General features: G+C 74.3%; 20 protein-coding genes. 10 read left to right on the forward strand and 10 right to left on the reverse strand.

Going from position 1 to position 21648, the window contains the following annotated elements:
• Positions 1 to 5: 5 nt before the first annotated feature.
• From ACQPYN_RS05620 to ACQPYN_RS05630, 3 genes are read right to left on the reverse strand one after another with little or no spacing between them, the layout of a single operon-like run.
• Positions 6 to 749, reverse strand: a complete 744-nt coding sequence (locus ACQPYN_RS05620) for a hypothetical protein (RefSeq protein WP_433034458.1) — start codon at positions 747 to 749, stop codon at positions 6 to 8.
• Positions 635 to 1105 (reverse strand): hypothetical protein, encoded by a 471-nt coding sequence (locus tag ACQPYN_RS05625; protein WP_433034460.1) that lies wholly within the window; start codon positions 1103 to 1105, stop codon positions 635 to 637. Before ACQPYN_RS05625 ends, ACQPYN_RS05620 begins: the two co-directional genes overlap by 115 nt.
• A complete protein-coding gene (locus ACQPYN_RS05630; protein ID WP_433034462.1) occupies positions 1089 to 2294 on the reverse strand; it encodes a hypothetical protein in 1206 nt (401 codons plus the stop codon). Before ACQPYN_RS05630 ends, ACQPYN_RS05625 begins: the two co-directional genes overlap by 17 nt.
• Before the next feature lie 205 nt (positions 2295 to 2499).
• Between ACQPYN_RS05630 and ACQPYN_RS05635 the strand changes: the two genes are divergently transcribed.
• A complete protein-coding gene (locus ACQPYN_RS05635) occupies positions 2500 to 3213 on the forward strand; it encodes a response regulator transcription factor (protein ID WP_433034464.1) in 714 nt (237 codons plus the stop codon).
• Between the two features lie 47 nt (positions 3214 to 3260).
• On the opposite strand, the gene ACQPYN_RS05640 is transcribed toward ACQPYN_RS05635, so the two are convergent.
• The gene (locus ACQPYN_RS05640; protein ID WP_328301851.1) at positions 3261 to 4463 is read right to left on the reverse strand and encodes an acyl-CoA dehydrogenase family protein; all 1203 of its coding nucleotides are present in this window, start codon (positions 4461 to 4463) and stop codon (positions 3261 to 3263) included.
• A 138-nt stretch (positions 4464 to 4601) separates the two neighbouring features.
• On the opposite strand from ACQPYN_RS05640, the gene ACQPYN_RS05645 reads away from it, so the two are divergent.
• The 5 genes from ACQPYN_RS05645 (at position 4602) to ACQPYN_RS05665 (ending at position 8551) form a co-directional block, all read left to right on the forward strand.
• Complete coding sequence (locus ACQPYN_RS05645) at positions 4602 to 5006, forward strand: TOBE domain-containing protein (protein ID WP_274192072.1); 405 nt, start codon at positions 4602 to 4604, stop codon at positions 5004 to 5006.
• Entirely contained in the window at positions 5003 to 5785 is a 783-nt protein-coding gene (gene modA, locus ACQPYN_RS05650) for a molybdate ABC transporter substrate-binding protein (protein WP_433034467.1), read from the forward strand. The genes ACQPYN_RS05645 and modA overlap by 4 nt, the downstream gene beginning before the upstream one ends.
• 38 nt (positions 5786 to 5823) lie before the next feature.
• Positions 5824 to 6597 carry an ABC transporter permease gene (locus tag ACQPYN_RS05655; RefSeq protein WP_433038748.1) on the forward strand — a complete coding sequence of 258 codons (774 nt, stop codon included), beginning with the start codon at positions 5824 to 5826 and terminating at the stop codon, positions 6595 to 6597.
• 35 nt (positions 6598 to 6632) lie between these two features.
• Complete coding sequence (locus ACQPYN_RS05660) at positions 6633 to 7760, forward strand: sulfate/molybdate ABC transporter ATP-binding protein (protein ID WP_433034469.1); 1128 nt, start codon at positions 6633 to 6635, stop codon at positions 7758 to 7760.
• A gap of 80 nt (positions 7761 to 7840) precedes the next feature.
• Positions 7841 to 8551: a hemerythrin domain-containing protein gene (locus ACQPYN_RS05665; RefSeq protein WP_433034471.1), complete on the forward strand. Its 711-nt coding sequence runs from the start codon at positions 7841 to 7843 to the stop codon at positions 8549 to 8551.
• 4 nt (positions 8552 to 8555) lie between these two features.
• Here the strand turns inward: ACQPYN_RS05665 and ACQPYN_RS05670 are convergent, their stop codons facing one another.
• The gene (locus ACQPYN_RS05670; RefSeq protein WP_433034473.1) at positions 8556 to 9758 is read right to left on the reverse strand and encodes an AMP nucleosidase; all 1203 of its coding nucleotides are present in this window, start codon (positions 9756 to 9758) and stop codon (positions 8556 to 8558) included.
• A 79-nt stretch (positions 9759 to 9837) separates the two neighbouring features.
• Between ACQPYN_RS05670 and ACQPYN_RS05675 the strand changes: the two genes are divergently transcribed.
• Positions 9838 to 11082, forward strand: coding sequence for an amidohydrolase family protein (locus tag ACQPYN_RS05675; protein WP_433034475.1), 1245 nt, complete (start codon positions 9838 to 9840; stop codon positions 11080 to 11082).
• A 4-nt stretch (positions 11083 to 11086) separates the two neighbouring features.
• Here ACQPYN_RS05675 and ACQPYN_RS05680 read toward each other — a convergent pair whose 3' ends face one another.
• Positions 11087 to 11755, reverse strand: coding sequence for a maleylpyruvate isomerase family mycothiol-dependent enzyme (locus tag ACQPYN_RS05680; protein ID WP_433034477.1), 669 nt, complete (start codon positions 11753 to 11755; stop codon positions 11087 to 11089).
• 165 nt (positions 11756 to 11920) lie between these two features.
• On the opposite strand from ACQPYN_RS05680, the gene ACQPYN_RS05685 reads away from it, so the two are divergent.
• Both ACQPYN_RS05685 and ACQPYN_RS05690 read left to right on the forward strand, forming a co-directional pair.
• The gene (locus ACQPYN_RS05685; protein WP_433034479.1) at positions 11921 to 13570 is read left to right on the forward strand and encodes an AMP-binding protein; all 1650 of its coding nucleotides are present in this window, start codon (positions 11921 to 11923) and stop codon (positions 13568 to 13570) included.
• Positions 13571 to 13705: 135 nt separating this feature from the next.
• Positions 13706 to 14092 (forward strand): cold-shock protein, encoded by a 387-nt coding sequence (locus ACQPYN_RS05690; RefSeq protein WP_274192625.1) that lies wholly within the window; start codon positions 13706 to 13708, stop codon positions 14090 to 14092.
• Between the two features lie 62 nt (positions 14093 to 14154).
• Here the strand turns inward: ACQPYN_RS05690 and ACQPYN_RS05695 are convergent, their stop codons facing one another.
• From ACQPYN_RS05695 to ACQPYN_RS05710, 4 genes are all read right to left on the reverse strand, one after another.
• Positions 14155 to 15930 (reverse strand): ricin-type beta-trefoil lectin domain protein, encoded by a 1776-nt coding sequence (locus ACQPYN_RS05695; RefSeq protein ID WP_433034482.1) that lies wholly within the window; start codon positions 15928 to 15930, stop codon positions 14155 to 14157.
• A 153-nt stretch (positions 15931 to 16083) separates the two neighbouring features.
• Entirely contained in the window at positions 16084 to 17841 is a 1758-nt protein-coding gene (locus tag ACQPYN_RS05700; protein WP_433034484.1) for a ricin-type beta-trefoil lectin domain protein, read from the reverse strand.
• Between the two features lie 138 nt (positions 17842 to 17979).
• A complete protein-coding gene (locus ACQPYN_RS05705) occupies positions 17980 to 18489 on the reverse strand; it encodes a DUF2771 family protein (protein WP_433034486.1) in 510 nt (169 codons plus the stop codon).
• Positions 18486 to 20069 carry an MFS transporter gene (locus tag ACQPYN_RS05710; protein ID WP_433034488.1) on the reverse strand — a complete coding sequence of 528 codons (1584 nt, stop codon included), beginning with the start codon at positions 20067 to 20069 and terminating at the stop codon, positions 18486 to 18488. The genes ACQPYN_RS05705 and ACQPYN_RS05710 overlap by 4 nt, the downstream gene beginning before the upstream one ends.
• 83 nt (positions 20070 to 20152) lie before the next feature.
• Between ACQPYN_RS05710 and ACQPYN_RS05715 the strand changes: the two genes are divergently transcribed.
• Positions 20153 to 21640, forward strand: coding sequence for a serine/threonine-protein kinase (locus ACQPYN_RS05715; protein WP_433034490.1), 1488 nt, complete (start codon positions 20153 to 20155; stop codon positions 21638 to 21640).
• The last annotated feature ends 8 nt before the right edge of the window (positions 21641 to 21648 follow it).

A 21648-nucleotide genomic window follows, 5' to 3' on the forward strand; every position in this document is an offset into this window, starting at 1 on the left:
CTGGATCAGAACGCCCGCGCCAGCCAGCCCATCAGGTCCGAGCCCCACCACGAGCTCGTCTCGCCCGCGTCCGACGCCGCGACGGGGAGGGGCACCGGCAGCGTCGTGGGCAGGGGCGGCAGGCCCGGGGGCACGAGGCCCGGCGGCGGGATCACCGGCGGGGTGGTCGTGGTCGTCGTGGTGGTGCTCGTCGGCGTGGTGGTGGTCGGTTCGGGCTCGGTGGTCGGCTCCGGCTCGGTGGTCGGCTCCGGCTCGGTGGTCGGCTCCGGCTCGGTGGTCGACTCGGACGTGGTCGTCGTCGAGGTGGCCGACGTGGTCGTCGTCGTGACCGGCGGCGTCGTGGTGGTCGGCGTGGTGGTCGGCGTGGTGGTCGGCCGGGTCGTGGTGGTGGTCGGCCGGGTGGTGGTCGACGACGACGGGGGCGCTGTGGTCGTCGTGCTCGTGGGCGTCGCCGAGGTGGTGGTCGTCGTCGGCCGGGTGGTGGTCGTGGTCGGCTCGCTGGTGGTCGTGGTCGTCGGCCGTGTGGTGGTGGTCGTCGGCGCGGTGGTCGTGGTCGTCGGTCGCGTGCTGGGCGAGACGGTGACGGTCGAGGTCCGGGTGGTCACGCTGGTCGGCGGGGCCGCGGCGGTGGTCGTCAGCCACAGCCCGCGCAGGACCGGGCTCTCGCCGCCGTCGGCGCGGCGCAGCAGGATGCGGATCCCGATCTCGCCGGTCGGGTCGCCGAGGTCGGCGGCGCCCTCGCGGGGCACCCGCACCCAGTCGCCCCAGCGTCCGTCGCGCTGCAGGCCACGGGCCTCGACGACGACGGCGGCGCCGCGGGCACGTCGACCGCGGGGACGCCGGCGATGCCGTCGACGAGCCCGAGGGTGCGGCGCGGCGCGAGCACGACCTCGCCGTTGGGGACGCCGTCGAGCCGGACGGCGCCGTCGGTGAGCACGACACCCTGGTCGTCGCCGCCCTCGAGGGCGATCTCGGCGGACCAGCTCTCGCCGGGCGTCGGCGTGGCCGCGGCGGCGGGGACGGCGAGGATCACGGCGAGCCCGAGGGCCCCGGCGGCGACGGCGAGCGCGCCGCCCCGCACGGCGGGATCAGCAGGACGGGACATCGCGTGCCTCCACGAGCTCGGCCGGGACGTACTGGGCGGTGCCGAGGCGGATCCACCGGGTGCCGACCCCGGTGCGCCCGCCCGCGGCCTGCGCCGCGCACTCGTAGGACATGCGGGCCTGCGGGGCCACGGAGCCGACGACGGCGGCGTCGGGCGCCGGGGCGGCCCGGACGTCGAGCCGCGTGGCGCGGTCGAGCGCCGTGCCCGACGGGCCGCGCCCGGTCCAGAGGTAGGTGACGGTGACCCAGGCGTTGTCGGTGAGCCCGAGGTCGTCGCGGAACGTGCCGTCGGCGAGGTCGATGCCGGCGGGGTTGGTCACGCGGCGCCCGGTGGCGTCGCGGCCGCCGCGGTAGCCCTCGACGAAGGCGGCCTCCGCGGCAGGGCGTCCGCGGGGCAGGTCGGCGAAGGTCCGGCGCAGCTCCGCGGGGTTCCAGTAGTCGTCGCGTGTGTTCCAGGGGCCGACGTCCCACACCGGCGCCCAGGTGCAGCGCGTGGCGGTGGCGCAGACGCGCACCGTGTAGTCGCCGCCGCCGCGCGGGCTCAGGCCGCGGCGCGAGGGCAGGGCGACGAAGCGGTCGTCGCGCTCGACCTCGTGGCCGTTGGCGGTGTCGTTGCCGACGAGCCCGATCCTGGTCGCGAAGACACGGGACGTGAGCGCGGTGGCCGGGGCCGGGACGCCGAAGCCGACGGGGGAGCGGTCGGCGGTCAGCCAGAGCCGGCGCAGGGCCGGACTCCGGCCGTCGGTCGACGCGACGAGCGTGATCCGGACCTGGATCTCCGAGGTCAGCTCGGAGAGCTCCGCCGGATCGCCCGTCCCCGCCTCGTCCCACTCGCCCCACGTGCCGTCGTCCCGGATGCCGCGCACCGCGACGATGACCTGCGCGCCCGCGGGCACGTCGGCGGTCACCTCGGTCGCGACCCGGTCGGTGACGGCGGCCGGGCGGCGCGGGGCCAGGAGCAGGTCGCCCTCGGCCGGCACGTCGCCGGTGGAGGTGCGGCGCGGCGCCAGGTTGCCCAGGCGCACCGCCTCGTCGCGGACGACGACGTTGCTGTCGTCGCCGCCGTCCACCGCGAGCTCGGCGGCCCACGATTCGCTCGACGGGAGGGCGGAGGCCGACGGGGCGATGAGGCCTGCCGCGAGGGCCGCACCCACCGCGACCGCGGCGAGCAGGACACGGCGACCCGGCATGGGCACTCCTCAGGCCTCGGTGTCCCCCGCGAGTGGAGGACGGTCGGCGCCCATGCAAGGAGGTCGACGCTGCGTCGACAAGCGAAACACACGAGACGCATGTGGGTGATACCCGATCCGGCGACTTACACCCCTGTCATTCCCTTGATCGTCGCGCCGCGCGTCGATGCGCCGAAGATCGCCCCGATGAGGTACCTCTACCGGGGTGGGTGAGGACGGGGGGACCGGCGCGACCTGTGTGGTCCACGACGAGCGGCCGCAGGACCGCCGTCGCCTGCGTCTGCTCGTCCGCGCCGTCGCCGCTCCCGACCCGGTCGCCGCCGCCCGCGACGCGGACGATCTGCTCGCCCGCCTCGCCGCGACGCCGCGGGCGTTCGCGGTGGTCGGGATCTCCGAGACCGAGCCGACCGGGCTGGCGGTGGTCCGCCGCGTGCTCGCGGACGTCCCGGGTGCGGCCGTCCTCGTGGCGGGGTCGGCGGGCGCCGACGCGCCCGCCCAGCAGGCCCTCGCCGACGGGGCCGCGGGCTTCCTGCGCTGGGACGCGCCGCGCGCGATGATCCGCACCCTGGTCCGCAGCGTGGCCTCGACGGCGGCGGGCGACGACCTCGTGCCACGGCCCGCGGGCGCCCCCGCCGGCGAGATGGTGGGTGACGGGGCCCTGCGCGACGTGGTGGTCGATCTGGAGGCCCAGCAGCGCCTCGAGCTCTCCGTGCGCGAGGTGCAGGTGCTCATCGGCGTCAGCCGCGGGCTGACCAACGCCGACATCGGCCGGCGTCTCTACCTCTCCGACCACACGGTCAAGTCCCACACCGGGCACCTGTTCCGCAAGCTCGGGGCGAGCGACCGGGCGCAGGCGGTCAGCCACGCCTGGCGCCTGGGCCTGTTCTCGCCCGCGCCGACCCGCTCGGCCCGCACCTGACCCGTGAGTGATTTTCCCGGCTATAGCCGGGAAAATCACTCACGTACTCAGTGGGCCTTGATCTCCTGGCGGGCGACGGAGCGCAGGTGCACCTCGTCCGGGCCGTCGGCCAGGCGCAGGGCGCGCGCCCAGGAGTAGGCGTAGGCCAGCGGGAAGTCGTCGGACACCCCGCCGCCGCCGTGGATCTGGATCGCGCGGTCGATGACGCTGCACGCCATCCGCGGGCAGATCACCTTGATCGCGGCGATCTCGGTGGCCGCGCCCCGGGAGCCGACGTTGTCGATCATCCAGGCGGCCTTGAGCACGAGGAGGCGGGCCTGCTCGATCTCGATGCGGCTCTCGGCGATCTGCTCGCGCACGACGCCCTGCTCGGACAGCGGCTTGCCGAACGCGACGCGCTCGTTCGCCCGCCGCACCATCGCGTCCACCGCGCGCTCGGCCATGCCGATGAGGCGCATGCAGTGGTGGATACGCCCGGGGCCGAGGCGGGCCTGGGCGATGGCGAAGCCGCCGCCCTCCTCGCCGAGGAGGTTCGCCACCGGGACGCGGACCTCGTTGAGCTCGATCTCGCAGTGCCCGTGCTGGTCCTGGTAGCCGAACACCGGCAGGGCGCGGCTGATCGTGAGCCCCGGGGTGTCGCGGGGGACGAGCACCATCGACTGCTGGCGGTGCGTCGGGGCGTCGACGTCGGTCTTGCCCATGACGATGAAGATCTGGCAGCGCGGGTCGGACGCGCCGGAGATCCACCACTTCTTGCCGGTGATGACGTACTCGTCACCCTCGCGGCGGATCGAGGTGGTGATGTTGGTGGCGTCCGACGAGGCGACCGCGGGCTCCGTCATCGCGAACGCGGAACGGATCTCGCCGGCGAGCAGGGGCTCGAGCCAGTCCTGCTTCTGCTCGGGGGTGCCGAACAGGTGCAGGGTCTCCATGTTGCCGGTGTCCGGCGCCTGGCAGTTGATCGCCTCGGGGGCGATGACCGGCGACCAGCCCGACACCTCGGCGACCGGCGCGTACTCGAGGTTGGACAGGCCCGAGACGTCGGGCAGGAAGAGGTTCCACAGGCCACGGTGGCGGGCCTCGGCCTTGAGGTCCTCGACGATCGGCGGCAGCTCGTGCTCGGCGGTCGTCCCGCGCCGCTCCTCCCGCCACTCCTCGTAGACCTTCTCGGCCGGCAGCACGGCCTCGTCGAGGAAGGCCCGCATGCGATCGGTGTAATCCTGCGCCGCGGCACTGGGTGCGAAGTCCACCCCCGCACCATCCCACCGCTCTCGGCCTGCGCGCGAGGGCAGTGACGCCCGTCGCCGGGGCCGTCGCCGGCGCCATCCCGGACCTGCGGCGAGGTCCGGGGCTGTACAGGCGCATCGGCGGCTCTAGACTCCCCGAACGTGACGCACTTCCGGATCGCCGAGGCCGCCCGACTGCTGGGCGTCAGCGATGACACCGTCCGCCGGTGGACCGACGGGGACGCCCTGCCGGTCTCGATCGACGCGAGCGGCCGCAAGGTCATCGCCGGGGCGGACCTCGCCGCGTTCGCCCGCGCGCAGGCCCACAGCGTCCCGGACCCCTCGGGCATCGGGCGCTCGGCCCGCAACCGCTTCGTCGGCCTCGTCACCGCGATCGCCAGCGACAAGGTCATGTCGCAGGTCGAGATGCAGTGCGGGCCGCACCGCGTGGTGTCCCTGATGAGCACCGAGGCCGTCGAGGAGCTCGGGCTCGAGGTCGGCTCGCTGGCCGTCTCGGTCGTGAAGGCGACGCACATCATCGTCGAGACCCCCGGAGGTATGGCGTGACCCGCGCCCGCACAGTCGTCCTCGCCGGCCTGGCCGCCGCCCTGACCCTCGGCGTCGCGGCGTGCGGGGGGTCGGGTAGCGAGCAGCAGGCGCCTCCGCCACGCACCCTCACGGTCTCGGCCGCCGCGTCGCTCACCAGCGTCGACAACCAGCTCAAGCCCCAGTTCGAGCAGGCCAACCCGGGCGTGACGGTGCAGTTCAACTTCGGCGGCTCGGACACGCTCGCCCAGCAGGTCGTGCAGGGTGCCCCGGCCGACGTGCTGGCCACGGCGAGCACCAAGACGATGCAGACCGCGCAGCAGGCCGGTCGCATCCAGGGTGAGCCGGTCACCTACGCGACCAACAAGCTCCAGATCGCGGTCCAGCCGGGCAACCCGAAGCAGGTCGTCGACCTCTCGTCCCTGGTGGGCCCGCAGGTCACCGAGTCGGTCTGCGCGCCCGCCGTGCCGTGCGGCGCCGCCACCGAGGCCGCCGAGCGGGCCGCCGGCGTCACCCTCGACCCGGTGTCCGAGGAGCAGGACGTGCGCTCGGTGCTCCAGCGCGTCACGACCCGCAACGTCGACGCGGGCCTCGTCTACGTCAGCGACGTCCGGTCCGCGGACGGGCAGGTGCAGGGGATCGACTTCCCGCAGGCCACCGCCCAGGGCGCGGCGCAGAACTACCTCATCGGCGCGGTCACCGGCAGCCAGAACGCCGACCTCGCCAACTCCTGGATCCAGTTCGTCACCGGGCCCCAGGGTGATGCCGCGCTGACCCAGGCCGGGTTCACGCTGAAGTGACGGGCGCGCGCACCCGCACCGGGACGGTGGGGAACGCCCTGCCGTGGCCGGTGTGGGTGCCGGCCGTCGTCGGGTTCGGCCTGATCGCGGTCCCCGTCGCGGGGCTCGTGCTCCGGGCCGACTGGCCCCGTCTCGGCACGCTCATCACCAGCGCGGCCGCCCTCGACGCCCTGCAGCTGTCGCTGGAGACCGCGCTGATCTCGACGCTGCTGTGCCTGGTGCTGGGCGGCCCGCTGGCGCTGGTGCTGGCGCGCTCGGACCTGCCCGGCCTGCCGGTGTGGCGCTCGATCGTGCTGCTCCCGCTCGTGCTGCCGCCCGTGGTGGGCGGACTGACGCTGCTGTTCCTGCTCGGGCGCACCGGCCCGGTCGGTCAGTTGCTCGACGCCTGGTTCGGGATCACCGTGCCGTTCTCGACCGCGGCCGTGGTGATCGCCCAGACCTTCGTCGCCATGCCGTTTCTGGTCGTGAGCCTCGAGGGTGCGCTGCGGACCGCCGGCAGTCGCTACGAGATGGTGGCCGCGACGCTCGGGGCCTCCCCGCTCACCGCGCTGCGCCGGGTCACCGTCCCCGTCGTCCTGCCCGGGCTGATCTCCGGCGCCGTGCTCGCCTTCGCCCGTGCGCTCGGGGAGTTCGGCGCGACCGTGGCCTTCGCCGGCAGCCTCCAGGGCACCACCCGCACGCTCCCGCTGCTGATCTACCTGGACTCCCAGGACGACCTCGACTCCGCCGTGGCGCTCTCGCTGCTGCTCGTCGTCGTGGCCGTCCTCGTCATCGTCGCCACCCGCACCCGCGACGCGAGCGGGGTCCGGTGAGCGCCGCGGGGTCGCGCGAAGGGCACCTCGAGCCGGTGAGAGCGGTTGATGGTGCCCTCCGCGCGGATACCGCGGGCCTCGCCGCCCGCGTCACCACCCGCCGCGGCGGCTTCACCCTCGACGTCGCCGTCGAGGTCGCGCCGGGCGAGGTCGTCGCGGTGCTCGGGCCGAACGGGTCGGGCAAGTCGACGCTGCTCGGGACGCTGGCCGGCCTGTTCGCTCCGGAGTCGGCGTCGGTGACCCTCGCCGGCCGGGTGCTCACCGACACCGACGACGACGTCGCGGTGCCCGTGCACCGCCGCCGGGTCGGGCTGCTCAGCCAGCAGGCGCTGCTCTTCCCGCACCTGACCGCGCGCGAGAACGTGGCCTTCGGGCCGCGCAGCGCGGGGCAGGGTCGTCGGGCCGCGGGGACGGTCGCCGACCGCTGGCTCGCCGAGATGGGCGTCGCCGAGCTCGCCGACCGCCGCCCCGCCGAGCTCTCCGGCGGGCAGGCCCAGCGGGTGGCGATCGCCCGCGCCCTGGCCGTGGAGCCGGACCTGCTGCTGCTCGACGAGCCCTTCGCCGCCCTCGACGTCGACGCGGCGCCCGCCGTCCGGGCCGTGCTGCGCCGGGTCGTGCGCGATGTCGGCCAGACCGTCCTCGTCGTCACCCACGACGTGCTCGACGCCGTCGTCCTCGCCGACCGGCTCGTCGTGCTGGCGGACGGCGAGGTCGTCGAGCAGGGCCCGACCGCGGAGGTGCTCGCCCGCCCGCGCTCGGGGTTCGCGGCGCGGATCGCCGGCCTCGACCTCGTCACCGGCACGGCGTGCGCCGGCGGGATCAAGGCCCCCGACGGGACCCTCGTGTCCGGCACGGCCTCCGAGCCCGTCGACGAGGGCGAGCCCGCCGTCGCGGTGTTCGCGCCGCGCTCGGTGGCCGTGCACCGCGAGCGCCCCGCGGGCAGCCCGCGCAACGTCGTGCCGGTGCGGCTCGCGGCGATGGAGCCGCAGGGCGAGGTCGTTCGGCTGCGCGCCGGCGCCTCGGGGCGCGGCCCGGGGTGGGCCGACGGGCTGGCCGCCGACGTCACCCCGGCCGCCGTCGCCGAGCTGGGCGTCGAGCCGGGCGACGAGCTGTGGTTCGCGGTGAAGGCCACCGAGGTCGCGGTGCATCCGTCCGGTCGCTGAGAGTCATTTGGTTGGACCGTGACTCAATTCAAGTTAGTGTGACTCCATCGGAAGTACTTCCTACGCGATGGAGACGTGCCATGGCCGCCACGACCACCCCGAACGCCTTCACGAGCCGGACGCCGGGGGAGCCCGCGCCCGACCTGACCGACTACCGCGTCGTGCACCGCGCCATGACCACGGACATGACACGCCTGGCGTCCGTCGCCGGGGAGCTGGTCCGGGCCCCGGATCGACGGCGCCTCCGGCTGCTGCGCCGCTACCTGCGCGGGGTCACGTCCGAGATCGTCAATCACCACCACGTGGAGGATGACGACGTCTGGCCCCTGCTCGAGGAGATCGCCGGCGACCGCACCGCGCTGGTCGCGCTCACCGAGGACCACGAGCGGCTCGACCCCCTGCTCGACCGGGCCGGCGTGCTCGCGACCGCCGACGCGGCGACCCCGGAGCTCGCCGCGGTCCTGCGGGAGGTGGCGGACCTGCTCGTGCGTCACGTGGCCGACGAGGAGCGCGACGTCTTCCCGATCATCGTCGACCGGGTCCGGGTGGAGGACTACGCCCGGCTCCAGGAGCGGTTCCGCGGCACGCTCGGGCTCGCCACGCTCACGTTCGTCGTGCCCTGGGTGATCTCGCACGCCTCCCCGGACGAGCGCCGGGCGCTCGTCGCCGACGCCCCGCCGCCGTTGCGGGCGATCCTCGCGCTCACCGAACGCGGCTTCCGTGCCCGCGCGCGTCGCCTGTTCCGAGGCGACTCCGTCGTGGGCCGCTCCGACAACACAGCACGCCGATAGGCCCTCACAGGTCCGGCGGGCCGCCGAAGAGGGGCTCGTCGACGGCGCGGATCTCCTGGCCCGGCAGGCCCTCGGGGTGCTCGCGGCGGACCGACTCCAGGGCCGTCAGCGCGAGGTCGAGGTGGTGGCGCTTGGAGGCCTCGTAGAACTCCTGCGCGCCCGCGGCGAGCTTCGGCGACCCGTGCAAGGGCTTATCCGAGACGCACAGCAGAGTGGCGTGGGGGACGCGGTAGCGGAAGCCGTTGGTCGCGATCGTCGCCGACTCCATGTCGACGGCGACGCTGCGGCTCAGGCGCATCGCGCGCAGCGCCGCCTGCTGGTTGAACTCCCAGTCGCGGTTGTCGGTCGTGTGCACGATGCCGAGGCGGTAGGGCCGGCCGGCGGCGGCGAGCGCGTCGAGCAGGAACGTGTTGAGCCGGTGGTTCGGGACCACGGGCACGTCGAGGGGCAGCACCTCGTCGAGGACGTGGTCGGCGCGCTGGTAGCCGGTGGCCAGCACGAAGTCGCCCTTCTGCTGGTGGTTCCGCAGCCCGCCGCAGTGCCCGATCATGATCATCGTGTCGGGCCGGAGCACCGCGATGTGGTCGGTCGCCGTCTTCGCGTTGGCCGGCCCGACCCCGATGTTCACGAGGCTCACGCCGTCGCCGGCCTCCGTGCGGTGGTGGTAGGCGGGCATCTGCGTGCCGTCGCGCGCCGGCCGGTCCGCGTCGGGGAAGCGCTCGAGGAACGCCTCGACGTGCATCGCGTAGTTGGTGAAGAGCACGTGGCGCTGGAAGGCCGCGGCCGGGGTGCCGGTGTAGTGCGCGATGCGGTCGACCGAGAGCGCCATGCGCTCGGGGGAGAACAGGAAGAGCTTCTTGGCGCGGATGTCGACGCGGTCCTCGTCGAGCGCGGCGAAGAACGCGGGGTCGTCGAACGGCGGCTGCGGTCGCGACGCCCGCGCGGTGATCCGCGCCCCGAGGACGAGAAGGGACGCGAGCTCGCGGCACAGGTAGCGGTGGATGGCGCCCGCGCGGGCGAACTCGCCGTCGAGGCGCGGGTTGTGCGACGACCACGGCCGCTCGACCTCGAGCGCGCCGTACCACCCCGCCTCGTCGGCGTCGGCGAGCGTCGCGACGAGGGTCTCGGTGGCCTTCTCGACGTCCCAGTCGACTCCACTGGCGCTCAGCGCGGCGCCGTCGACCGTCACGGGCTGGGGTCCGGACATGCCCGCATCGTCCCAGCCGCGCGGGGGCACCCCCGCGCGACGTCGCCGTCCCGGCGCCGGACGAGCCGAGGAGCGTGCGATGACGGACCTGCTGCTGCGGGACGCGCGGGTGCCCGGCCACGACGCGCCGGTCGACATCGCCGTCGACGACGGGCGGATCGTGGCGATCGGAGCGGCCGACCAGGACGCCCGGGAGACCGTCGACTGCGCCGGCGACGCCGTGATCCCCGGGCTGATCGAACCGCACCTGCACCTCGACAAGGCGCTGCTCGACGCCCAGGAGCCGAACGTCGACGGCACGCTCGCCGGGGCGGTCGCCCTCACCCGGGAGCTCAAGCGCGGGTTCACAGGAGAGGGTGTCCGCGCGCGGGCCGCCCAGGTCCTGGAGCAGGCCGTCGTCCACGGCACGACCGCGATCCGGGCCCACGCCGACGTCGACCCCGTCGTCGGGCTGCTCGGTCTCGAGGTGCTGCTCGGGCTCCGGGAGTCCCACGCCGACCTCGTCGACCTGCAGGTCGTCGCGTTCCCGCAGGAGGGTCTCCTCCAGAGCCCGGGCACCGAGGACCTGCTCGTCGAGGGCCTGCGCTCCGGGGCCGATGTCGTCGGCGGCTGCAGCTACATGGAGGCGACGCCCGAGCAGTGCCGCGACCACGTCGACCGCGTGTTCGCGCTGGCCGAGCGGTTCGGGGTGCCCGTCGACCTGCACGCCGACTTCGCCGACGACACCTCCGACCCCCGCTACGCCCTCGCCGGGTACATCGCCGACCGCACCCGCGCCCACGGCATGGCGGGCCGGGTCACCGTCGGACACATGACGTCGCTGGCGAGCCTGGGCGCCGACGCACGGAAGCGCACCGTCGCCGACCTCGCCGACGCCGGCGTCGCCGTCGTGGTGCTCCCGGCCACCGACGTGCACCTGGGCGGGCGCTCCGACGACGCGAACGTGCGCCGCGGGATCGCCCCGGTGCGCGACCTGCTCGACGCGGGCGTGCGCACCGGCCTGTCGTCCAACAACATCCGCAACGGCTTCACTCCGTTCGGCAACGCCGACGTCCTCGAGATCGCGCTGTTCCTCGCCCAGACCGCGCACCTGGGCGGCCCGGACGACCTGGCGACACTGATCCGGATGGCGACCGACGACGCCGCGCGGATCCTCGGGATCGGCGACGAGTACGGCCTGCAGGTCGGCGCCGTCGCCGACCTCGTCCTGCTGGCCGCGCCCACCGCCACCGACGCCCTGCTGGATCGCGCGCACCGCCGCGCCGTGATCAAGCGGGGTCGGGTCGTCGCGACCACCGAGCACACGACGCGGCTGCACCGCTGAGGGACTACGAGCGCAGCGGGCTCGGCGCGGTCCGCCGGGCGATCTCGGCGGTGCCGGGGCCCGAGAGCGCGTCCAGCCCCGCCGGGCGGCCGGTGGCGACGAGCAGCAGCTCGCCGATCGGCCCCCGCACCTCGGGGCCCTCGCCCCGCGCCCAGTCGGCGTCGGTCGCGACCGCGCGGACGCCCGCGAACCGCTTCTTCGTGCCCCACACCGGGCTGCCCCAGCAGGCGTCGATCACGAGCAGCACCCGCTCGACGGGCATCGGCCGCACGAGGCCGAGGGGGCGGGTGATGTCCTGGCCGTGGACCAGGACGTCGTCCAGCGGGTCGGTGGGTCCGCTGAGCCCCAGCCGGTGCGGGTCCTCGGCGGTGGCCCGCAGCCGCGCGAGCAGCGCCGCCGGACTCATGGCGGCGGCGCGCTCGCGGGCCTCCCGGTCGAACACGGCGTTCATGTCGCCGCGGGCCCGGGCGACCTCGACGAGCAGGGGCAGCGTCTTCTCCTCGACCGAGAAGGTCAGGTGCGCGAGGACGTCGTGCGCGGTCCACGTCCCGCAGAGCGACGGGGTCGCCCAGGCGGCGTCGTCGAGGGTCTCGAGCTGGTCGGCGAGGTCGCGGCGCTCCGCCGCCACGTGGGGCAGGAACTCGTCGATGTAGCGGCGCTGGGCGGCTCGCATGGGGGCCTGCCTCTCGGGTCGGGGTCACTCGGGAGGTGGACGGTCGCCGGGGCCGGAACTCATCGCGGTCCGGCGACGTCGTCGGGCCGGGGATCAGCCGGTGACGATCGACGCGTCGGCGTGACATCGTGGCCGGGACCACAATGTTCGCTCCCGGAGGTCGACGTGACGGCGCCCGCCCAGCCCCTCGTGCCCAGCTACACGTCGGGGATCTCCGACATCCCCCTGCTCGGGGACACGATCGGCGACAACCTCGACCGCACGGCGGGCGCTCGCCCGGACGCCGAGGCCCTGGTCGACCGCACCCGCGGCGAGCGGTACACGTGGGCGGAGTTCGTGGCGGAGGTCGACGCGCTGGCGCTGGGCCTGCTCGAGCTCGGGGTGGCCGTCGGCGACCGGGTGGGCATCTGGGCGCCGAACTGCGCGCCATGGACGCTGCTGCAGTACGCCACCGCCAAGATCGGCGCGATCCTGGTCAACATCAACCCGGCGTACCGCACCCACGAGCTGGCGTTCGTGCTCGACCAGGCCGGGGTGTCGCTGCTGGTGGCCGCGCGCAGCTTCAAGAGCTCGGACTACGCCGCGATGATCGAGGAGGTCCGCGGCGACCGCCCGGCCCTGCAGCGCGTCGTGATCATCGACTCCGAGGAGTGGACGGGTCTGTTCGACCGTTCCGGGGACGTCGCGCGCGTGCGCGCCGTGCAGGCGGAGCTGACCCCGGACGATCCGATCAACATCCAGTACACGTCCGGGACGACGGGCTTCCCCAAGGGCGCGACGCTCTCGCACCACAACATCCTCAACAACGGCTTCTTCGTCGGGCAGCTGATCGGCTACTCCGACGCCGACCGCGTGTGCATCCCGGTGCCCTTCTACCACTGCTTCGGCATGGTCATGGGCAACCTCGCCTGCACGAGCTCCGGGGCGACGATGGTCATCCCGGCGCCCGGCTTCGACCCCACGCTCACGCTCGAGGCGGTCGCGCAGGAGCGCTGCACCTCGCTCTACGGCGTGCCGACGATGTTCATCGCCGAGCTGGGCCTGGAGGACTTCGAGTCCTACGACCTCACCAGCCTGCGCACGGGGATCATGGCCGGCTCGCCGTGCCCCATCGAGGTGATGAAGCAGGTGGTCGAGCGGATGGGCATGAGCGAGGTCGCGATCTCCTACGGGATGACCGAGACCAGCCCCGTCTCGACCCAGACCCGCACCGACGACTCGCTGGACCGGCGGGTGTCGACGGTCGGGCGCACCATGCCCCACCTCGAGTCGAAGATCGTCGACCCGGAGACCGGGCGCACCGTGCCGCGCGGGGAGCCCGGCGAGCTGTGCACCCGCGGGTACTCGGTGATGCTCGGCTACTGGGAGCAGCCCGAGAAGACCGCCGAGGTGATCGACCGCGCCCGCTGGATGCACACCGGCGACCTCGGCGTCATGGACGACGAGGGCTACATCAACATCACCGGCCGGATCAAGGACATGGTCATCCGTGGTGGGGAGAACATCTACCCGCGCGAGATCGAGGAGTTCCTCTACACGCACCCCGACATCATCGACGCGCAGGTCATCGGGGTCCCCGACGAGCGCTACGGCGAGGAGCTCATGGCGTGGGTGCGCCAGAAGCCGAACACCGAGCCCCTCACCGCCGAGTCGCTCCGGGAGTTCTCCTCGGGCCGCCTCGCCCACTACAAGATCCCGCGCTACGTCCGGGTCGTCGACGAGTTCCCGATGACCGTCACGGGCAAGGTCCGCAAGGTCGAGATGCGCGCCGAGTCCGTCGAGCTCCTCGGCCTCGCGAGCAGCCCGACGGCCTGACGTCCTCGCTCGGGAGGCGTCCGCTCAGCCGAATCGCGGTACCCGGGCGGGGATAAGCTGGACGTCAGCGCTCCGGCGGTCGCCGGGGCGCTTCTTCGTCGTGAGCAGGCTCAGCGCAGAGAACGGGAGACGACGGTGCCGACCGGCAAGGTCAAGTGGTACGACGCCGAGAAGGGCTTCGGCTTCCTCACCCAGGAGGGCGGGGCCGACGTCTACGTGCCCAAGGGGGCGCTCCCGCGTGAGGTGGAGGCGCTCAAGTCCGGGCAGCGCGTCGAGTTCGGCATCGCCGAGGGCCGGCGCGGGCCGCAGGCGTTGCAGGTCCGCCTCGTCGACCCCTTGCCCTCGGTGGCCGAGGCCGCCCGCCGCTCGCCCGACGAGCTCCACGGCCTCATCGACGACATGATCAAGGTCCTGGAGGCCCGGGTCCAGCCCGACCTGCGCCGCGGCCGCTACCCGGACCGCCGCCACACCAAGCAGCTGGCCGAGGTCGTGCGCGCGGTGGCCCGGGAGCTCGAGGGGTGAACCCACGTGAGTGTTCTGGGTCGTCCTGACGACCCAGAACACTCACGTGGGCCGGAGGCCCCTCAGTTGGCCGGGACCGCCGGGGTCGAGGTGACGGGGATCGGCGCGCTGGTCTCGGTGGTCGCCGGAGGTGTCGCCGAGGTCGGCGCCGCGGCCGCGCCCGGCACCACCAGCTCCGGCAGCAGCGGCTGGCGCGGCGTGCCTCCTCCGCCGACGCTGGTGGGGGAGTTGTTGTCGACGGCGGCGAGGGCCTGGCGGAGCCGCTGCAGGTCGCGGCTCCAGGCGTTCGCGGAGCTGGCGTAGACCTCGAAGTCCATGCCGTAGTCGTTGCGGAACTGCGTGCGGGTGTTGCCGCCCGGGCCGTTCTCGGCGTTGAGGGCGAACGACGGGCCGTAGGTGTCGTCGACGACGTAGGCGCCGTAGTTCTGGAGCGTCCACGCGATCTGGCGCCCGGGCTCGGTGGTCAGGCCGAGCGACGCGATGTCCACGGTCGGCGGGATGGCGAGCAGCGACCCCATGCGCATCGCGGTGTTGGTGTTGCCGCCGACCGAGCCGTACCAGCCGACCGCGTAGCTGTCGGACTTCACGGCCGGCCAGCGGAAGCACTCGGGGCGCGTCGCGCACTGGGCCAGCTCGGCGCGGGCGTACAGGTTGATCTTGAGGGTGTGCCGGGGGCCCTCGGTGGTGCCGGGCCGCAGCTCGCCGACACGGATCGAGCCGCCGAGCCCGCTCATGCCCGATCCGCCGTGGGAGCCTTGGATGCCGGGACCGTAGATGTCCTGGTCGGGGTACCGCACGTAGCTCGACGCAGGCCCGCCGGCGGCGCAGCGCGCCAGCGGCTGGGTCGAGACCACCGTCCGGCCGTCGGCGGCGAGGAACGACGCGCTCTCGTTCTTGTTGTTGCTGGGCAGCACGTAGCTCGCCGGGATCGGCACGGTGGCGAGGGTGGTCTGCTGGAGCTTGCACCGGTCCCCGCCCCACCCGCCGGAGCTCGCCCGGATCGGGGTCAGCGGCGCGGTCGGGGTGAGCACGATCGGCTCGTCGTCGATCTGGGGGATCCGCGCGCCCGTGGAGCCACCGGGCAGGGCGGGCAGGTTCGCGGGCACGTACACGGCGCCGCTGCCGATCGGCATGTTCCAGATCGAGGTCGACGCGAACGGCTGGGCCAGCGGGTCACGCCCGCCGGTCGGGGGCGGGGTGGTGGTCGTCGTCGGCGGCACCGTCGTGGTGGTGGTCGGCGGGACCGTGGTGGTCGTGGTGGTCGTGGTGGTCGGCGGCGGGGTCGTCGTGGTGGTCGTGGGCGTGGAGACGGCCGGGACGGTCCAGCGCTGCCCCGTCGCCGTCGAGCACCCGGTGATGACCACCGCGGTGCCGGGCGTGGCGCCGTTGTTCTGCGGTGCGAGGCACCGGTTCGCCTTCTGGTTGAGGATCGTCCCGTCGGTGCGGACCGACCACCGCTGCGTCGTCGACGTGGTGCTGCAGGCCGCGAGGACGACGGCGGTGTTGTTGCCCGACCCGCCGCCCGCGGTGTCCAGGCACAGGCTCGCCGGGGTCCGGATCGACCCGTCCGACCAGCGGCTGAACTGCTGGGCCGCCGCCGTGGTGGGTCCGCAGGTGTTCACCGTGAGGCGGCTGCCCGGCGCCGTCGCGCTGTTCGGGTTCTCGAGGCACCGGTCGGCGGCGTTCCGGAACTGGCCGAGGACGGTGTCGGCCACCGCCGACGGTGCCACCACGACGGAGACGACCGCGAGGACGGCGGCGAGCACGGCGGACGCGGCGAGCGAGCGCCGCGCGTGCCGTTGGCCGCGGACGGACGAAGGAGTGGTCGGTGTCGTCACGAGTCGGTCCCCCCAAGGCTCCGGCAGTCGCGACAGCGTTCAGTAACAGAACTGTCACGGGAAGGGCCGAAGGAGTGACGCTGATGGTGGAACCGAGGCGCTGACCAGCGACGTGTCGTCGTCGGGTCAACGCCTCTGCTCTATCCGGCGGCGTCAGTTGGCCGGGACGGCCGGGGTCGAGGTGACGGGCCCGGGGGCGCTGGTCTCGGTCGTCGCCGGCGGGGTCGGGACCGTCGGCGGGATGGAGAGCAGCGGCTCGACGAGCTCGGGCAGCAGCGGCTGGCGCGGCGTGCCACCCCCGCCGACGGACGACGGGCCGTTGTTGTCGACGACCTGGAGCGCCTGGCGGATGCGCTGGATGTCGCGGCTCCAGGCGTTCGGCGAGCTGGCGTAGACCTCGAAGTCCTGCCCGTAGTCGCTGCGGAACTGCGTGCGGGTGTTGCCGCCCGGTCCGTTCTCGGCGTTGAGCGCGAAGGAGGGGCCGTAGGTGTCGTCGACGACGTAGGCGCCGTAGTTCTGCAGCGTCCAGGCGATCTGGCGCCCGGGCACGGTGGTCAGGCCCATGTTCGCGATGTTCACCGACGGCGGGATGGCGAGCAGCGCGCCCATGCGCATCGCGGTGTTGGTGTTGCCGCCGTTCGCGCCGTACCAGCCGACCGCGTAGCTGTCGGACTTCACGGCCGGCCAGCGGAAGCACTCGGCGCGCGTCGCACACTGGGCGAGCTCGCCCTTGGCGTACAGGTTGATCTTCAGGGCGTGGCGCGGGCCCTCGCTGCCCGGCCGGAGCTCGCCGACGCGGATCGAGCCGCCGAGCGCACTCATGCCCGAGCCGCCGTGCGAGCCGAGGACGCCGGGGCCGTAGATGTCCTGGTCGGCGGTGCGCACGTAGCTCGTCGCCGGGCCGCCCGCCGCGCACCGGGCCAGGGGCTGGGTGTGCACGACCGTGCGCCCGTCGGCGGCGAGGAACGCGGCGCTCTGGTTCTTGTTGTCGCTGGGCAGCACGTAGTTCGCCGGGATCGGGACGGTGGCGAGCGTCGTCGGGTTGGTGACGCACCGGTTGCCGCCCCACCCGCCGGGGCTCGCCAGGATCGGGGTCAGCGGCGCCGTGGGTGTCAGCACCAGCGGCTCGTCGTCGACCTGCGGCACGCGGGCGCCGGTGCTGCCCCCGGGGAGCGCCGGCAGGTTCGCCGGCCGGTAGACCGCGCCGCTGCCGATCGGCATGTTCCAGATCGAGTTCGACGCGAACGGCTGGCGGATCGGGTCGCGCCCGGCCGGGGGCGGCGTCGTGGTGGTGGTGGTCGTCGGCGGGACGGTGGTGGTGGTCGTCGTCGTGGTCGTCGTCGGACGCGTGGTGGTCGTGGTGGGCGGGACGGTCGGCGTCGAGGCCGCCGGGACGCTCCAGCGCATCGCGGTCGACGTGGTGCACGTCGCGATCACCATGCGCGTGCCGCTCGTCGCCGAGTTGTTGAGCGGGGCGAGGCAGCGGACGGCCTGCCGGTTGACCACCAGCCCGTCGGTGCGCACCACCCAGTGCTGGGTCTGCAGGGCCGGGTTGCACGCCTGCAGCACCACCGAGGTGCCGGCCGCGGTCGCGTTGTTGAGGGTGCCGAGGCACCGCCCGGCCGGCGTCCTGATCGACTCGTCGACGGTCCAGCGGCTGAACTGCTGCGCCTGGTTGGTCGCGGTCCCGCAGGCGTTGATCTGGATCTTGTTGTTCGCCGTCGTCGCGTTGTTGAGGTTCTCCAGGCAGCGTCCGGCGGCGTTGCGGAACTGGCCGAGGACGGTCGCGGCGTCGGCGCTCGGGGCCGTGGTGACCGTCGAGAGCGCCAGGACGGCGGCGACGAGGACGCCCAGCGTGGCGAGCACGCGCGGCGCTCGGCGGCGGATCGTGACAGTGCTGGGCCTGACCATGTGAACTGCTCCCCCCGAGAACCGCCTGTGCAGGCAGACGTTCTCGACCATCATCCTGCCAGCACAGGGCCGGACGGATGAAACAGCCGAGGGCCACTCGTTGGGTCGTCCCTGGACCGGGTGGCCTCGCCCGCTACGTCATCGGTCGTCGATGCTCAGTACCCACGTGGTCCGCGTCGCGAACTCGAGGCCGTTCGGCCCCTGGCTGATGCGCGCACCGTACTGCTGGACCTCGGCACTCTGGAGCTGATCCGCCGCGGCGGGCAGGACGAGCGTGAAGTTCGGGGTCGTGCCGGGCGCGAAGACGGGGCTGCGGCCCTGCTGGACCGCCCCGGCGGTGTCGCGGAAGGTGAACGCGACCTGCCACGGGGTGCTCGCGACCTCCTCGGGGACGGTCACGGTCAGCGGGGTGTTCGGCGGGACCCGCAGGACGCCGGCGGCCTCGGGATCGGAGCCGCAGTCGGTGACCTGGACGTCGCAGAACTGGCTGGCCCCGACCTCCACGCGCACCCCGCCCGCACCGAAGACGACGTCGCCGGGGGAGGACGGCCCGGCGGTGGCGCGCACGACGAGGACGACCACGACCGCGACGACGACCAGGACCGCCACCCCGATCAGCACCTGGGTGCGACGGGAGAGCGCCCTCACCGCCCCACCCCGTCGTCGGGGTCGACTCCGCCTGCGCTCCGTCTCCGCGGCAGCATCGACGAACCCCTGCTGATCAGCACGGTCTGCACGGTACCGAGGGCCACGACGACCGCGATCACGGTGAACCCGATCCACCACGTCGGCGGCAGCAGCACGCCGAGCGCGCCGCCGAACACCCACGAGAGCTGCAGGATCGTCTCGGAGCGGCCGAACGCCGACGCGCGGCTCGCCTCGGGCACGTCGCGCTGGACGACGGCGTCGAGGCACACCTTGAGCAGCGCGCTGGTCGTCGCGGCCACGAGCGCGGCGACGGCGGCGGTCGTGAGTCCGGTGATCCACGCGGCGACGACGACGGCCGCGAGGGCGAGCACGAGGCTGACGATGATGAGGATCTGCGGGCGATCGAAGCGTTGTCGGGCCCCGACGAAGTTGCCGAGGAACCCGCCCGCCCCGGCGGCGGCGCCGACCACGCCGAGCAGGATCAGCTGGTCGCCCGGCGCACCCGGGGTCTCGTTCTTGACCACGAACGCCGAGAACAGCATGAGGAAGCCGGTGAGGCTGCGGATCGTGCCGTTCGCCCAGAGGGCGGTGACGACGTCGCGGCCCATCCGCGCGCGGCGGGGCTCGGGCTCCCGCCCGGGGATCGGCAGCAGCGTCGTCGGCACCTCGCCCTCGGTGACCTCCACCCACGCCGGGATCCGCAGGCAGAGCCACACCGCGGCCAGGCAGATCACCGCGGTGAGCCACGCGGCGCCGGGCGAGCCGAAGAGCCAGGCGATCCCGGCGGCGACCGCCCCGGCGACCCCGGACGCGATCAGCCCGAAGACCGTGAGCCGGGAGTTGGTGGTCACGAGCGTGATGCCGGGCGGGAGCACGCGCGGGGTCACGGCCGCCTTGAGCACGCCGAACGACTTCGACAGCACCATGATCCCGAGTGCCGCCGGGTAGAGCACCCAGGTGTCCATCCACAGCGCGAGCACGACGGCGAGCACGCCCTGCCCGGCCGTGGACGCCGCCATCGCCGCGCGACGGCCCTGCTGCAGCCGGTCGAGCGCCGGGCCGATGACCGGGGCGACGAGCGCGAACGGGGCGACGGTGATGAGCAGGTAGAGCGCGACCTTGCCCTTGCTCTCGGCGCTGGCGGCCGAGAAGAACAGGGTGTTGGCCAGCGCGACGGCGAGCGCCGCGTCGGAGGCGTAGTTCGCCATCCAGGCGTAGGTCAGGGCGGTGAGCCCGGAGCGGTCGGCGCCGTCGGCGGACGCGGCGCGGTGGAACGCCTGGGCGCCCCGCTGGGTCAGCCGCCGGGCCCGCCAGGCCGCGACCCGCGTGACCGTGATCTTGCGGGGACCGGGGTCGTCGTCGGGGGACTCGCCGTCGGGGGCCCGGCCGGGGTGTCGCGAGGATCCGGGCCCTGCCGGGCTCCTCCGGGAACGGGCGGGTCTGGCGGGCGGTGGGGGCAGCCGCCCGGGCCGGCGCGGCGGCGGGGGACCGTACGGATGGTGCCCGGACCCCGGCGGCGGGGTGGGCGTCGGCCGGTGGCGCGGGTCGTCGCCGGGCGGGCGCCGGAACGGTCCGGTCACGGGTCCATGATGACCGACCGGGCCGCCGACCGGGACACCCTCGGTGACCGCGGGACGACCGGGCGTGGCGGGAGGGGGACGGGGTGGAGTTCGGGCCCTACCGGATCGAGGACGAGCTCGGCCGCGGCGGCATGGGCACCGTGTACCGCGCGTTCGACACCCGTCGCCGCCGGACCGTCGCCCTCAAGCTGCTGGCCGACCACCTCGCGGACGACGAGGTGTTCCGCGAGCGCTTCCGCCGCGAGGCGCACGCCGCGGCGCAGCTGCAGGACCCGCACGTCATCCCGCTGCACGACTTCGGCGAGATCGACGGCCGGCTGTTCCTCGACATGCGCCTCGTCGCGGGCGTCGACCTGGCCCGGGTCCTCGAGCGCGGTGGCCGGCGCCCGCTGGAGCCGGGCCGCGCGGTCGCCCTGGTCTCCCAGGTGGCCGAGGCGCTCGACGACGCGCACGCCGCCGGCCTCGTCCACCGCGACGTCAAGCCGTCGAACGTCCTGGTCACGGCCTCGGACTTCGTCTACCTCGTCGACTTCGGCATCGCGCGCTCGGTGCACGAGGACCACACCTCCCTCACGACCACCGGCGCGGCGATCGGCACCCTCGACTACATGGCGCCGGAGCGCTTCGACGGCGCGCCGCCGGACCGCGGCGCCGACGTCTACGCCCTGGCCTGCGTGCTGCACGAGGCGCTCACCGGCGTGCGGCCCTTCGTCGCGGACACCGCGGTCTCGGTGATGCGCGCCCACCTGTTCAGTCCGCCGCCACGCCCCAGCGCCCGCGCCCCCGTGCCGCCGGGCCTCGACGAGGTCGTCGCCCGGGGGATGGCCAAGGACCCCGCCCACCGCCACCCGTCCGCCGGCGCCCTGGCCGCGGCGGCCCGCGACGCGCTCGCCGGGCGGTCGGTGCCGGCGCCCGCGCCGGTGCCCGCCCCGCAGTCGGACGTGCCGACGGCGATGCCCTGGTCTCCGGGGCCCGCTCGGCCCCCGACGGCGGTGTCGTCCCCTCCGCCGCTCCCTCCACCGCCCCCGGTCCGGGGTGTGCGCGGGGTGCTCGTGGCGCTGGTCGCGGCGCTCCTCGTCGCCGTGGCGGTCCTGGCGTTCGTGGTCTTCTCCCCGGGATCCGGGACGCCGACGACCCCCACGGCGGCCCCCACGACACCGACAGCCCCGACGGCGGCCCCGGCGACGTCCCCGCCCCAGTCGAGCCCCGGCGGCGACTCCGGCGTCGCGGGCGTGCCGGCGTCGATGCAGGGCGGGTGGCAGGGCACCGGGTCGGAGACGACCGGCGCGACGGTGCAGGTCTCGCTGCGCGACGGCGACGTCGGCTCGCGGGTGGCGACCGTCGCCCTGCCCACCGCGGGCTGCTCGTTCGCGGGCGCCCTCACCGGCGCCGCGGGGCAGGTGGTCACGATCGCCATGACCGCCGAGACCAACGCCGGCTCCTGCGTCCCGTCGGGCACCGCGACCCTCACCCTCAGCGGCGACACCCTGACCTACCGCTTCAGCTATCCCTGCCCGCCGGGCTGCGGAACGCCCGACAACGTCGCCCGCCTCTCGCGCACCGCCGGGTGACGGGCACA

The organism is Actinomycetospora sp. CA-053990 (assembly GCF_050948445.1).
GTDB classification, from domain to species: Bacteria; Actinomycetota; Actinomycetes; order Mycobacteriales; family Pseudonocardiaceae; genus Actinomycetospora; species Actinomycetospora callitridis.